At 71.9% G+C, this 13,115-nt stretch carries 14 protein-coding genes and 2 tRNA genes; 13 read left to right on the top strand and 3 right to left on the bottom strand.

Translation table 11 applies throughout. The features are described from left to right. The first annotated feature begins 133 nt into the window (after positions 1-133). The 3 genes from ACFVYX_RS01090 to ACFVYX_RS01080 all read left to right on the top strand — a co-directional run bounded on the left by ACFVYX_RS01090 (position 134) and on the right by ACFVYX_RS01080 (position 3,296). A complete protein-coding gene (locus tag ACFVYX_RS01090) occupies positions 134-1,417 on the top strand; it encodes a glutamate-5-semialdehyde dehydrogenase (RefSeq protein WP_389679166.1) in 1,284 nt (427 codons plus the stop codon). A gap of 76 nt (positions 1,418-1,493) precedes the next feature. Beyond that, complete coding sequence (locus ACFVYX_RS01085) at positions 1,494-2,054, top strand: hypothetical protein (RefSeq protein WP_389679165.1); 561 nt, start codon at positions 1,494-1,496, stop codon at positions 2,052-2,054. Between the two features lie 156 nt (positions 2,055-2,210). Further along, entirely contained in the window at positions 2,211-3,296 is a 1,086-nt protein-coding gene (locus ACFVYX_RS01080; RefSeq protein ID WP_389679164.1) for a hypothetical protein, read from the top strand. On the opposite strand, the gene ACFVYX_RS01075 is transcribed toward ACFVYX_RS01080, so the two are convergent. Beyond that, complete coding sequence (locus tag ACFVYX_RS01075; RefSeq protein ID WP_389679163.1) at positions 3,281-4,420, bottom strand: M48 family metallopeptidase; 1,140 nt, start codon at positions 4,418-4,420, stop codon at positions 3,281-3,283. The genes ACFVYX_RS01080 and ACFVYX_RS01075 overlap by 16 nt on opposite strands. 128 nt (positions 4,421-4,548) lie before the next feature. Between ACFVYX_RS01075 and ACFVYX_RS01070 the strand changes: the two genes are divergently transcribed. From ACFVYX_RS01070 to ACFVYX_RS01040, 7 genes are all read left to right on the top strand, one after another. Then, the gene (locus ACFVYX_RS01070) at positions 4,549-4,761 is read left to right on the top strand and encodes a hypothetical protein (RefSeq protein WP_389679511.1); all 213 of its coding nucleotides are present in this window, start codon (positions 4,549-4,551) and stop codon (positions 4,759-4,761) included. A gap of 83 nt (positions 4,762-4,844) precedes the next feature. Then, the gene (locus ACFVYX_RS01065; protein ID WP_030550482.1) at positions 4,845-5,006 is read left to right on the top strand and encodes a hypothetical protein; all 162 of its coding nucleotides are present in this window, start codon (positions 4,845-4,847) and stop codon (positions 5,004-5,006) included. Between the two features lie 51 nt (positions 5,007-5,057). Next, complete coding sequence (gene nadD / locus ACFVYX_RS01060) at positions 5,058-5,678, top strand: nicotinate-nucleotide adenylyltransferase (protein ID WP_389679162.1); 621 nt, start codon at positions 5,058-5,060, stop codon at positions 5,676-5,678. 19 nt (positions 5,679-5,697) lie between these two features. Then, positions 5,698-7,443, top strand: a complete 1,746-nt coding sequence (locus tag ACFVYX_RS01055; RefSeq protein WP_389679161.1) for an LCP family protein — start codon at positions 5,698-5,700, stop codon at positions 7,441-7,443. 83 nt (positions 7,444-7,526) lie between these two features. Continuing rightward, positions 7,527-7,994, top strand: a complete 468-nt coding sequence (rsfS, locus tag ACFVYX_RS01050; protein ID WP_389679159.1) for a ribosome silencing factor — start codon at positions 7,527-7,529, stop codon at positions 7,992-7,994. Then, a complete protein-coding gene (locus ACFVYX_RS01045) occupies positions 7,991-8,644 on the top strand; it encodes a histidine phosphatase family protein (RefSeq protein WP_389679486.1) in 654 nt (217 codons plus the stop codon). Before rsfS ends, ACFVYX_RS01045 begins: the two co-directional genes overlap by 4 nt. A 95-nt stretch (positions 8,645-8,739) precedes the next feature. Beyond that, positions 8,740-8,812, top strand: a tRNA-Ala gene (locus tag ACFVYX_RS01040). A 51-nt stretch (positions 8,813-8,863) separates the two neighbouring features. Here the strand turns inward: ACFVYX_RS01040 and ACFVYX_RS01035 are convergent. Continuing rightward, positions 8,864-9,724: a helix-turn-helix transcriptional regulator gene (locus ACFVYX_RS01035; protein ID WP_389679158.1), complete on the bottom strand. Its 861-nt coding sequence runs from the start codon at positions 9,722-9,724 to the stop codon at positions 8,864-8,866. Between the two features lie 101 nt (positions 9,725-9,825). Here ACFVYX_RS01035 and ACFVYX_RS01030 point away from each other — a divergent pair, with 101 nt between their 5' ends. Both ACFVYX_RS01030 and ACFVYX_RS01025 read left to right on the top strand, forming a co-directional pair. Beyond that, positions 9,826-11,259 (top strand): MFS transporter, encoded by a 1,434-nt coding sequence (locus tag ACFVYX_RS01030; protein WP_389679157.1) that lies wholly within the window; start codon positions 9,826-9,828, stop codon positions 11,257-11,259. A 137-nt stretch (positions 11,260-11,396) separates the two neighbouring features. Further along, positions 11,397-11,630, top strand: coding sequence for a hypothetical protein (locus ACFVYX_RS01025; RefSeq protein WP_015033559.1), 234 nt, complete (start codon positions 11,397-11,399; stop codon positions 11,628-11,630). Here ACFVYX_RS01025 and ACFVYX_RS01020 read toward each other — a convergent pair. Next, a complete protein-coding gene (locus ACFVYX_RS01020) occupies positions 11,609-12,829 on the bottom strand; it encodes a glycosyltransferase 87 family protein (RefSeq protein WP_389679156.1) in 1,221 nt (406 codons plus the stop codon). The genes ACFVYX_RS01025 and ACFVYX_RS01020 overlap by 22 nt on opposite strands. A 124-nt stretch (positions 12,830-12,953) precedes the next feature. Between ACFVYX_RS01020 and ACFVYX_RS01015 the strand changes: the two genes are divergently transcribed. After that, a tRNA-Ala gene (locus tag ACFVYX_RS01015) sits at positions 12,954-13,026 on the top strand. Positions 13,027-13,115 lie beyond the last annotated feature (89 nt).

Here is a 13,115-nt window from a genome sequence, read left to right as displayed (position 1 = left end):
GGACCTCGCCGCGGCGGGCGCCTCGCGTCGCCGGGCACGAGTCACGGAGGCGTGCGTCTCGCGGTGGGGGACGTACGTCTCGGAGTGCGGGATACGTGAGGGATGTCCGCAGGGGTGCCAGTACCCTGCGGGCATGACCTCGCTCACGCCCCTCGACAACCTCTCCCCGGTCACCCGGGCCGCCTACCGGGCCCGTGGCGCCGCCGCCGAAATCGCGCCACTCCCGCGCGCGGCCAAGGACGACGCCCTGCTGGCGATCGCGGACGCCCTCGAAGTCCGCACCGCCGAGATCGTCGAGGCCAACGCCGAGGACATCGCCAAGGCCCGCGAAGCCGGGACCAGCGAGGCGATCATCGACCGGCTCACCCTCACCCCGGAGCGCGTCCGGGCCATCGCCGCCGACGTCCGTGACGTCGCCGCGCTGCCCGACCCCGTCGGCGAGGTCGTCCGCGGCTCCACCCTCCCCAACGGCATCGACCTCCGCCAGATCCGGGTGCCGCTCGGCGTCGTCGGCATCATCTACGAGGCCCGCCCCAACGTCACCGTCGACGCCGCGGCCCTCTGCCTCAAGTCCGGCAACGCCGTCCTGCTCCGCGGCTCGTCCTCCGCGTACGCCTCCAACACCGCCCTCGTGAAGGTCCTGCGGGACGCCGTCGGCGGCGCCGGACTGCCCGCCGACGCCATCCAGCTCGTCCCCGGCGAGTCCCGCGAGTCGGTCCGCGAGCTGATGCGCGCCCGCGGCCTCGTCGACGTCCTCATCCCGCGCGGCGGCGCCTCCCTGATCCGGACGGTCGTCGAGGAGTCCACCGTCCCGGTCATCGAGACGGGCACCGGTAACTGCCACGTCTACGTCGACGCGCAGACCGACCTCGACATGGCCGTCGACATCCTGCTCAACTCCAAGGCCCACCGGGTCAGCGTCTGCAACGCGGCCGAGACCCTCCTCGTCCACCGCGACGTCGCCGAGGCCTTCCTGCCCCGGGCCCTCGACGCCCTCGCGGAGGCCGGCGTCACCGTCCACGCCGACGAGCGGGTCCTCGCCCTCGCCGAGGGCTCCAAGGCCACCGTCGTCCCCGCGACGACCGAGGACTGGGAGACCGAGTACCTCTCGTACGACATCGCCGCCGCCGTCGTCGACTCCCTCGACAAGGCCGTCGAGCACATCCGGACGTGGTCCTCCGGCCACACCGAGGCGATCGTCACCACCTCGCAGGCCGCGGCCCGCCGCTTCACCCAGCTGGTCGACTCCACCACGGTCGCCGTGAACGCCTCCACCCGCTTCACGGACGGCGGCGAGTTCGGCTTCGGCGCCGAGATCGGCATCTCCACCCAGAAGCTTCACGCCCGGGGCCCCATGGGCCTTCCGGAGCTGACCTCGACCAAGTACATCGTCACCGGCGACGGTCACGTGCGGTAATCCCTCCTTTCGGTACGGGCGGGGAGGGTTCGCACTCTCCCTGCCCAAAACCACCTTCCGGGTCTACTCTGAATCCGTGCCGGACGACGTGGGGGGCAGCCCGTTCCAGGACGGCGGGGACCCCGAGGACTCTGTCGACCGCGGAGGCGCCGACGAGGTCTACGCCGACGTGGTGTTCGACGAGGACTTCGTACGGGCGGCCACCGTGCACGAGCCCACCGCGGTCGAGCGGCTCCTCGCCGCGGCCCAGGCCCGTGCCGAGGCCGAGGCGGCCCGCGCCCGCGCCGGCGGAGGACCGGCCGACGACGACCCCTACGAGGACCTCCACGACCTCACAGGACCCACCTACGAGCCCGACGACGTCGGCGACGACGCCAGCCCCTACGGCCGTCACGGCGGCGCGCTGCGGCCCTACCGGGGCGGCCCCCGCTGGCACCGGCCCGTCGCCTGGCTGCTCGCCGTCCTCATGGGGATCGGCATGGTCGCCCTGGCCTTCAGCGCCGTCTACCGGGGCGCCGCCGCCAACCGCCAGGACCAGGTCCCTCCGCCGGCCACGACCGGAGTCGACACGCCCAAGCCCCACCCGGCCCCACCCGCCGCCCACGCCCCCGCGGCACGGTCGGCATCCCCCGAATAGCGCCCGCGTCCCCCGAACGGCACCAGGCGTCCCCCGAGCGGCCGAACCACCCGGTTCCGCCTGGGCCGCCCCCGGCCCGCCCCGCCGACGGAATTCCTCCGAACTTGTCGTGTACCTGGGCGTTTACCGAAGCCCCCGCGGACCTACCCTGAAGGTATGGCAGGGCGTGGCGACCCGCCTGAGGGGACACCCGAGGGGCTCCCCGGCGGTGAGGACGAATACCGATCCGTCGTCTTCGACGAGGCGTTCGTCCGTGCTGCCCACCTCCAGGAGTTCTCGGCCCAGGAGCGGATGGGCGAACACGCCCTGGCCGTCCGCAGCCGTACCTCCTCCGGGGAGGGCAGAAGCGGCTCCCGCCAGGCCGTCCTGCTGGTCCTGCTGATCCTCCTCGCCTTCGGAACCGCCATCTACCTGGGCGCCCGCAACCCGTACCAGCCCCCCGTCGACCAGCGGGCCGAGCCGCTGCGGACCACCGTGGTCCCGCTCGCTCCCCAGGGCCCCGTGCCGGGCGGCGTACCGGCCCGGCTGTTCGACCACAGCCCCGCCGCCGCGTACCGCACCGGGGCCGCAGGCATCAACCTGCCCGTCACGGGACGCACCACCCACTTCGCCGAGAGCCAGGTCGTCACCGCCCTCAGCATCGCCAAGGACTATCTGGTGGCTTCCGCCCTGGAACCCGACGTCCTGTCCGGGGTGACCGTCCGGCCCCCGCGCCTGCTGATCGACCCGGACCAGCTGGCACAGTTCGACCGCAGCGTCGAGACACCGGCCGACGACGGCCGGCACGCCCTCGCGGGCTGGCTCGTCCGCTTCGACCCGCGGCAGGTCGTCCTCGCGGACCCCGCCACCCGCGTCCAGGGCACTCTCCGCTTCGAGGAGACGGGCCCCGACACCCTGGATGTCACCGCGGACCACACGTACACCTACGCCCTCCGTCCGGCCCTCCGGGGCGCGGGACCGGTCGCCGAGGCGTCCCTCTTCACCGTCCACCGCGAGATGCACTTCCGCTTCGACCGTGAGGACCTGCGCATGCACCGCGCCGAGCTGGTGACCAGCACCGTCGAGGCGGGACCCCAGGCGTGCGGCGCGGACACGACCGGCTCCCTGAAGCCACTCCTGGCGGGGGCGCGGGTCCCCGGAGCGGGCGACGGCCCGGCGGTCACCGACCCGTACGCCACGGGCCGGCCCGCCGCTCCCTCGCTCTGCGGAGCGCTGGCGCCGAGGGCTCAGCCCTCGCTCTGAGCGTCCCCGGAGCCGCCGCCCGAGCCGCCCTCGGGTCCCTTGCCGTCCCCGGTCGCCGTCGTCCCGCCGCTGTCCGGCCCCTTCGGACCGGGACCGCCGCTGAACCGGTTGCGCAGCCGCCCGCCGAGGTCGCCCGCCAGGTCACCGGCGCCTCCGGCTATGTCCCCGACCAGCTTCATCAGCGGATCCTTGCTGGTCCGCACCGTGTCGGCGTAGTGCCCCGCCGACTCGCGGAAGGAGTCCGTGACCGAGGTGTCCTTGTCCTCCGAGCGCTTCGGGTAGTGACCGTCCATGATCCGCTGGAAGTCGCGGCTCTCCGACCACTTCTTCAGCTCCGCCGCCCGGACGGTGGTGAAGGGGTGCGTCCGCGGCAGCACATTGAGGATCTTGAGGACCGAGTCCCGCAGATCCCCGGACTTCTCGTACTCGTCGGCCTGGGCGAGGAACGCGTCCACGTTCATCTCGTGGAGGTGGTTGCCACCGGCGATCTTCATCAGACCGCGCATCGAGGCCCGCACGTCCTGGCCGACGAGCAGCCCGGCCCGGTCGGCGGAGAGCTCCGACTTGCGGAACCACTCGCGCAGCGCCGTCACGATGGCCATGATCGCCACGTTGCCCAGCGGGATCCAGGCGATCTTGAGCGCCAGGCCGGTGAGGAAGAGCAGCACCGTGCGGTACACGGAGTGCCCGGAGAGCGCGTGCCCGACCTCATGGCCCACGACGGCCCGCATCTCCTCCTCGTCGAGGAGCTCCACCAGACCGGTGGTGACGACGATGATCGGCTCGTCGAGGCCGATGCACATGGCGTTGGGCTTCGGGTCCTGCGTCACGTACATCGGCGGGACCTTCTCCAGGTCCAGGATGTAACAGGCGTCCCGCAGCATCTCGTTGAGATGGCTGAACTGCGCGTCGCTCACCCGGACGGAGTCCGAGAGGAAGAGGAGTCGCAGGCTGCGCTCGGGCAGCAGCCCGCTGAGCGCCTTGAAGACCGTGTCGAAGCCGCTGAGCTTGCGCAGCGCCACCAGCGCCGAGCGGTCGGCAGGATGCTCGTAGGCCCGCGAGGAGATGCCGGGGAAGCGCCTGCGCTGCCTGCTCGGCACGTTCCCCTTGTCGTTCTCGGTCATGGATGCCCCCTGTTCGTACGAGTCGGTGCTCGTCCCCCTGACGGACCCCAGCCTAGGCGCTGGCGCTACCGTGTGCCGGGGCCTGTGGATAACTCGGGCACCGAGGACGACGGAGGAGTACGACCGACATGCCGGACACGGCCGACGCCGCTGCCGCCCTGCTCGCGGCCGCCGCACCGGAGGGGCCGGGCGACACGCTCCGCATCGTGCTGCTCGTCTCGATCGTGGGCGGTGCTCTGCTCGCCTGGTTCCTGCTGCGCGGCTATCGCGGCGACGGGACCGGTGACGACAGCGGTGACGACGCCACCGGCGGCGGCACGGACCGCGGCGTCAACGCCTGAGTCGGCGTGAGCGCGCCGGGACGGCCCGCATACGATGTGCGCGAAGTCTCCGCTCCCATCCCCGATCGATAGGTCTGCCGAAGATGAGCCTCCACAGCACCGCCGCCAACCTGGTCTCTCTCGCCGAGGGCGCCGAGCACGGCGGCAACCACGAAAGCCTCAGCCCCTACCTCACCGGCTTCGGCGCCTTCGGTGCCCTCATGCTGCTGCTGTGGATCACCACCCGCTTCAACCGCGACCGCTGAACCGGCGACCCTGATCAGGCGTCCGCTGCCGTGCCAGTAGGCTCTGCACGCATGGGAGAGCAGGAAATGCCTACTGGCGGGCGCGGGAAGCGCCGACTCGGCGTGATGGGCGGAACCTTCGACCCGATCCACCACGGACACCTGGTGGCGGCCAGCGAGGTCGCCGCCCTGTTCCACCTGGACGAGGTGGTGTTCGTACCGACCGGGCAGCCGTGGCAGAAGAGCGACAGGGCCGTCTCGGCGCCCGAGGACCGCTATCTGATGACGGTCATCGCGACGGCCTCCAACCCCCAGTTCTCGGTCAGCCGCATCGACATCGACCGCGGCGGCGCGACCTACACGATCGACACCCTGCGGGACCTGCGCGCCCTCAACACCGACTCGGACCTGTTCTTCATCACCGGGGCCGACGCGCTGTCGCAGATCCTCACCTGGCGCGACGCCGAGGAGCTCTTCTCGCTCGCGCACTTCATCGGCGTCACCCGCCCGGGCCACGACCTCACCGACGACGGACTGCCCAAGGGCGGTGTCTCGCTGGTCGAGGTCCCCGCGCTCGCCATCTCCTCCACCGACTGCCGGGCCAGGGTCGCGCAGGGGGATCCCGTCTGGTACCTGGTCCCGGACGGCGTGGTGCGCTACATCGACAAGCGCCAGTTGTACCGCGGCGAGTGAGCTTCGGGGAGGGGCACCGGTGAACGATCAGCAGCATCCGCACGACCCGTACTATCCGCAGCCGCAGATCATCGGCTACGACGAGTACGGGCAGCCGGTGTACCAGCAACCGCAGGCGTCCCAGCAGGCGCAGGGGCAGCACTACGACCCCCAGCACTACGACCCCCAGCACTACGACCCGTACGGCGGCGGCCACCCGCAGCAGGCACAGCAGCCGCAGCAGGGGTACGGCTACGACCCCTACGCCGCCCAGCAGCAGCCGCAGGAACCGCAGTTCGACCCGTACGGCCGGCAGGGCTACGCCTACCCCTCGTACGACACGGGACAGCAGTGGGCCACCCCCGGCGAGCCCGCCCCCGCCCCCCCGACCGCCCCCGCGCAGGCGGCACCGGCAGCCCCAGCGGCTCCGGCGGCGCCCGTCGCGGCCCCGGCCGGTGTCCCCGGGCAGCGCCCCGCGTCCGAGCGGTCCACCGCGGCCCGGCCGGCCGGCGACGACGACCGCGAGTACCGCACCGAGCAGTTCTCGTTCATCGAGGAGCCGGACGAGGACTCCGAGGACGTCATCGACTGGCTGAAGTTCACCGAGAGCCGTTCGGAGCGGCGCGAGGAGGCCAGGCGGCGCGGCCGCAACCGGGTCGTCGCGCTCGTCGTCGTGCTCGTCCTCGCGGTCGTGGGAGGCATCGGCTACCTCTGGTCCGCGGGCCACCTCCCCGGTTCGTCCGACGAGGAGCAGAAGGGCGGCACCGCGGCCGGCGGCCCGCAGAAGCGCGACACGATCGTCGTCCACCTCCACGACACCAAGAACGGCGGCACCTCCACCGCCCTCCTGGTGGACAACGCGACCACCCGCCAGGGCACCACGGTCCTCATCCCCAACTCCGTCGTCATCGCCGACGACGAGGGCTCCGCGACCACCCTCGGCAAGTCCGTCGAGGACGACGGGGCCGGCGGAACCCGGGAGGCGATCGGCAACCTCCTCGGCACCCGGATCACCGGCACCTGGCGCCTGGACACCCCGTACCTGGAGAACCTCGTCGAGACCGTCAGCGGTATCGAGACCGATCCCGACACGGACGTCCCCGACACCAAGAAGGGCGCCGAGCCGCTCGTCAGGAAGGGCGAGAAGCAGACGCTGAACGGCCGCGCCGCCGTCGCCTACGCCACCTACCGGGCTCCCGGCGAGGCCGAGGCCGAGCAGCTCCAGCGCTTCGGACAGGTCATGTACGGCGTGCTGCGGAAGATCTCCTCCGATCCCGAGGCCGCCACGGTCACCATCGAGACCCTCCAGCAGATCCTCGACCCCTCGCTCCCCGAGAAGGACCTGGCGGCCTCCCTTGCCAGGCTCGCCGAGCACGCCAAGATCGGCGATCACAAGACGGCCCTGCTCCCGGTCGCGGAGGACGGCACGCTGAACGAGGACGACGGCGCCAGTGTGGTGAAGGACATCCTCGGCGGAAAGGTCACCGCGCCCGAGGCGGGCGATGTGCCCAAGGTCTCGCTGCGGGACGGTTCCGGGAAGGACGCGGCCGAGGCCGCCAAGATCGTCCTGATCAACGGCGGGTACGCCTTCGTGGGCGGCGCCGAGACGGGCACGAGGGAGAAGTCGCAGGTCCTCTACGGTGACGACGCCCACAAGGCGACGGCGGCCGAGGTCGCCACGACGCTGGGCCTGCCGGCCGGCTCCGTGACCAAGGGCAAGCCCTCGGGCGCGGCCGCGGTCACCGTGGTCCTGGGCCGGGACTACGAGGTTCCGGGAGCCCGGTAACGGCGCTCCGTAAATCGTTGGCGGGGGCGTCGGCGGTCCGTGAGACCCTGGAGGGGTACTGGACCGCCGACGAAAGCCTGCATGTGACCGCCACGGATCGCTCCATCGAACTCGTCAACGCCGCCGCTCAGGCGGCCGCCGACCGGCTCGCGCACGACATCATCGCGTACGACGTCAGCGACGTGCTGTCGATCACCGACGCCTTCCTGCTCGCCTCCGCGCCCAATGACCGCCAGGTCAAGTCGATCGTCGACGAGATCGAGGAGCGCCTGAACAAGGACCTCGGCGCCAAGCCGGTCCGCCGCGAGGGCGACCGCGACGCCCGCTGGATCCTCCTGGACTACGTCGACATCGTCGTCCACGTCCAGCACAGCGAGGAGCGGGTCTTCTACGCCCTGGAGCGGCTGTGGAAGGACTGCCCCGAGCTGCCGCTGCCCGAGGACGCGCAGAAGACGCGCGGCAAGGGCGCCGAGCACGCGGAACTGACCGGGGTCGACCTCAACGACCACGCCGCCGGGCTCCCCGACGAAGCGGACGGTGAGCTGCGCTGAGCGCCACCAAGGGCGGCAGAGGCCGCCGCATCGTCCTCTGGCGTCACGGCCAGACCTCCTGGAACCTGGAGCGTCGTTTCCAGGGCTCGACCGACATCGAGCTGACGGAGGCCGGCGTCGCTCAGGCGCGCCGGGCCGCACGGCTGCTCGCCGCGCTGAAGCCGGACGCGATCGTCGCCTCCGACCTGAAGCGGGCGGCGGCCACCGCCGCCGAGCTGGCCGCGCTCACCGGCCACGCCGTCGCCCACGACTCCGCGCTGCGCGAGACGTACGCGGGGGAGTGGCAGGGGCTGACCCACGACGAGATCGTGGCGCGGTACGGCGACCAGTACGCCGCCTGGAAGCGCGGCGAGCCCGTGCGCCGGGGCGGCGGAGAGCTGGAGACCGAGGTGGCCGACCGGGCCGCCCCGGTGGTCCTGGAGCACGCCGACAAACTGCCCGAGGACGGCACGCTCGTCGTGGTGAGCCACGGCGGCACGATCCGCACCACCATCGGCCGGCTCCTGGAGCTGGAGTCCCGGCACTGGGAGAGCCTGGGTGGCCTCTCGAACTGCTGCTGGTCGGTCCTCGGAGAGGGCGCCCGCGGCTGGCGTCTGATGGAGCACAACGCGGGCACGCTGCCCGAGCCGGTCCTCGGCGACGACGACTGAGGCGCCGCGACCGGCCTGCCGGACCGGATTTCACTTTCCGGCAGGTCACAGGCTAAAGTTCTTCTTGTTCGCAGCGCGGAGCGCGAAGAACACGAGGGGCTATAGCTCAGTTGGTAGAGCGCCTGCATGGCATGCAGGAGGTCAGGAGTTCAATTCTCCTTAGCTCCACAATCACCGGATCCCGTCCCCAACAGGGGGCGGGATTCGTCGTTGCGTCACCTAGCTCAGGGCTGCGAGCCCCTGGCGGCTCTTTTCGTCGTTCGGCGTGTACGTCACGATCCGGCACTCCGGCATCCCGTTCACGGAGAGGGAGACCGAGGTCAGCCGGAGCTCCCCCACCCGCTCGTGGCGGAAGACCTTCACCCGCGTCCCCGGCGGGACCACGTCACCGCTGCGCCACAGCCGGGCGAACTCCGGACTGGCCTCCGCGAGACGCCGTACGAACTCCTCCCAGGCGGGCTCGCCCACATGACGTCCGTACCCGCCGCGCAACTGGGCGACCATCAGGGGCAGCTCCCGCGCCCGGTCGGCCACCGGGCAGGTGGGGCCGGGCATGCTGAACAGCGTCCACAGCACGTTGCGTATGCCGAACGGCCCGGTGTCCAGGTCGTCCCGGCCCTCCTGGAAGAAGAGCCGCTCGTACATGCGGTTGGTCGCGAGCACGTCGTACCGCGCGTTGTAGAGCACCGCCGGGTGCGGGTCCAGGGCGTCGAGGATGCCCTGGAGCTCCGGGCTGACCACCTCGGTGTCCGCGGCGGCCCGCTCCGGGGCGTACGGCACCTCGGCCAGGTGGTAGAGGTGCTCGCGCTCGGGCCGGTCGAGCCGCAGTGTGCGGGCGACCGCGTCGAGCACCTGCGCTGAGGCATTGATCGGGCGCCCCTGTTCCAGCCAGGTGTACCAGGTGACGCCGACCCCGGAGAGCTGGGCGACCTCCTCACGGCGCAGCCCCGGCGTACGGCGGCGGAGCCCAGACGGCATCCCCACGTCCTCCGGGGTCACCCTGGCTCTGCGGCTGCGTAGGAACGCGGCCAGTTCCGGCCGTCGACGCCGCTGTGCCGGTGCTGCTGCCACGATCGTCACACCCCCATGGTCGAGTCCCCGTGCCGCCGCTGCCAGGTGGTGTCAGTACCAGCATCAGCGGGCTCTCGTTACCCGTATTCGATCGCGGTCACGCTCGGCGCATGACCCCGACCACAACACGTCCCGCACTCAGTAAAGACGGTGGCACCGACAATCGCCCCGGACCGCTGCTCGGCGTGCTGCTCGCCGCCCAGTTCATGGCGCTGCTCGACGTCTTCATCGTCAATGTCGCCGCGCCCACGATCCGGGCCGAACTCTCCGCGTCAGGAGCCGCGCTGCAGCTCGTCGTCGCCGGATACGCCATCGCCTACGCCGTGTTGCTGATCACCGGAGCGCGCCTCGGGGACCTGTTCGGGCACCGCCGGATGTACCTCTTCGGCCTCGCCCTCTTCACCGCGGCCTCCCTCGCCTGCGGACTCGCCGCGGGACCCGGGCAGTTGACCGCCTTCCGGCTCGCGCAGGGCGCGGGCGCCGCCCTGATGATCCCGCAGGTGCTCAGCCTCATCCAGCGTCACTTCACCGGCGAGCGCCGGGCCCGCGCGCTCAGCGCCTACTCCGCGGTCCTGGCCACCGGCGCCGCCGCGGGACAGGTCGTCGGCGGCGTCCTGGTGAGCGCCGACCTCTTCGGCACCGGCTGGCGGCCCGTCTTCCTCGTCAACGTCCCGATCGGCGTCGTCCTGCTCGTCCTCGGCGCCCGCGTCCTGCCCCGCGACACCCGGACGGCGCCCACGCGCGCACGTGACCTCGATCTGCCGGGCCTGCTCCTGCTCGCCGCCGCCGTGTCCCTGCTGACCGTCCCCCTGGTCCTCGGCCAGGAGCAGGACTGGCCGCTGTGGTCCTGGCTCTCGCTCGGCGGCTCCCCGGTGCTCCTCGCCCTCTTCGGCGCGTACGAGTCGGGGCTCGCCCGGCGCGGTGGCGCACCGCTCATCGCCCCACGGGTCCTGTGGCTCCCCGGCATGGGGAGGGCCGTCCTCGGGATCGCCATGGTGATGGGCGTCAACGCCGGCTTCCTGTTCACCCTCACCCTGCACCTGCAGGGCGGTCTCGGGCACAGCGCCCTGCGTGCCGGACTCACCTTCGGTCCCGCCGCCGTCGTCTTCGGCACCGTCGGTCTGACCTGGCGGCGCCTGCCGGCCCGGCTGCACCGCGCGCTCGTCCCGGGCGGCTTCCTGGTCACCGCCGCGGCGGTCATCGCCGTGGGGCTGCTGCTCGCGGACGGCGGCACAGGCGGCTGGGGGCTCTATCCGGCCCTGGGCGCGCTCGGCGCCGGCATCGCCCTGGCCTTCAGCCCCGCCCTGACCGGCGCGCTGGCCACCGTACGGCCCGAGGACGCCGCCGACGCCAGCGGACTGCTCGCCACCGTCACCCAGCTCGGCCAGCTCATCGGGGTCGCCGCCTTCGGCACCGTCTTCCTCGCCGCGGCCGCCGGAACCGGGGCGCGGGCCTCCGCCGACGCGCTGTGGGCGACCACCCTCGCCCTGGCCGTCGCCGCGCTCATCGGCGCGGTGGCCGTACCGTCACGCCGAGCACGCTGACCCCCTTGCGGGGCCATGGCAGAATCGGACGGCCGGAGGGGGACGAGGATCCGGACGGGAGGGTGGCCCAAGTGCTCGGCGACAACGGCGGGGTGTCCTGTGGGTGCACGGCCTGCGGCCACAGCTGGAGCTGACTGATGGGTGCACACAGGCGGAAATGCGACTGGTGCGGCAGCGGCACGCCCATCGTGCGCGACATGGACCCCGTCAATCCGGGGTTCCAGTACTGGTGCGAGGAGTGCGCGCGGGCGCTGATCATAAAAGGCGACCCCATCGAGACGTACCGCGAACTGGAGGGGGAGCCGATCTACGGCCGGCTCCTCGACGAGCACTGCACCCTCAAGCGGTTCTACTCCTTCGCCACGGCCTGACGCCGCAGCGTCAGCGCGTACCCCACGAGCAGCGCCGTCGCCGTCAGCGGATAGACGGCGGACAGCACCATCTGGCCCGCGTTCTGGTCCAGCTCGGGCCGGCCCGGGTCGTGCGGGACCCACCACAGCGCGAACGAGGCGAAGACCAGGGCCACCGCCCCCGTCACCTGCCGCGCGCGCGTGGCGCGGTCCGCGAGCAGGATCAGCAGGGGCACGCACCAGACCCAGTGGTGCGACCACGAGATCGGGCTGATCATCAGCGCCGTGAACGCGCAGACGACCACCGCCACCGCCTTGTCGCCGCGGAGGGCGGCCCGTACCGCGAGCACCATCGCCGCGCCGCCCAGGAGCGCCGCGGCGACCGCCCACCACATGCCCGGGTCGTCGGTGTGCATCAGCCGCGCCAGGACCCCGCGGATCGACTGGTTGGCGGTCTCCTCGGCGAAGCCCACCCGGCCCGTCTCGAACAGGGTCTCCGTCCAGAACCGCTTCGAGTCCGCCGGCAGTACGAGGGTCACGGCGAGCGTCGTCCCCAGGAACACCCCGGTCGCCGTCGCGGCCGTGCGCAGCCACGTGTTCCAGACCCGGTCACGGCGCCACAGCAGCACTCCCGCGACGAGCAGCAGGACCACGAAAAGCCCCGGTGTGAGCTTCACCGCGGTCGCCAGACCGATGCCGAGCCCAGCCCAGCGGCTGCCCGGCCTGCGGGTGAGGTCCCAGAGCACCGCCACCGCTATGAGCAGATTGATCTGGCCGTACCGCAGGGTCGTCCACACCGGCTCGCACCAGACCACGACCGCCGCGACCCACAGCGTCGTACGCCACAGGTCCGTACGGGACAGCGAGGGGCGCACCAGCTGGAGCGACAGCTGGACCAGGGCGACGACCAGGAGCAGGTTCCCCGCCGTGGCGAGCGTCCGCATCAGTGGCACACCCACCAGTGTCAGCGGGACGAACAGCAGGGCCGCGAACGGCGGATAGGTCATGCCGAGGTTCGCCGAGGTGGCGCGCATCGCGTACAGGTCGCCGCCGGCCCGCACCGTCTCGCCCTCGGCCCGGTAGACCATCACGTCGAGCATGTTCACGTGGGCGAGGCGTTGCGCCACCCAGAAGGCCGCGAACGAGAGCAGACAGACCGCCGCGGCGGTGGCCAGGGGCCACGGCCGGGCGCGGGTTCGGGAGAGCACGGAGACGGACACAGTCGGCGACCCTACCCGGCAGGTCAGAGGGGCCAGGAGAATCGATTTGGAGATCTGCCGGGGAGCCGGTTAATGTTCTGTCTGTCGCCGCGAGGGAAACCAAAACGGAGACGAGAACAAGCAAGGGGCTATAGCTCAGTTGGTAGAGCGCCTGCATGGCATGCAGGAGGTCAGGAGTTCAATTCTCCTTAGCTCCACAGAAAAGAAGCGGGGCCCCCCGATCGGGGGGCCCCCTTAGTGGGGTTCCCCTACCCCACGCCGTACACACCCCGCCGCAGCGGGGGAC

Source organism: Streptomyces sp. NPDC058326, assembly GCF_042879855.1.
GTDB lineage: Bacteria > Actinomycetota > Actinomycetes > Streptomycetales > Streptomycetaceae > Streptomyces.
This window is presented reverse-complemented; position numbering and strand designations above follow the sequence as displayed.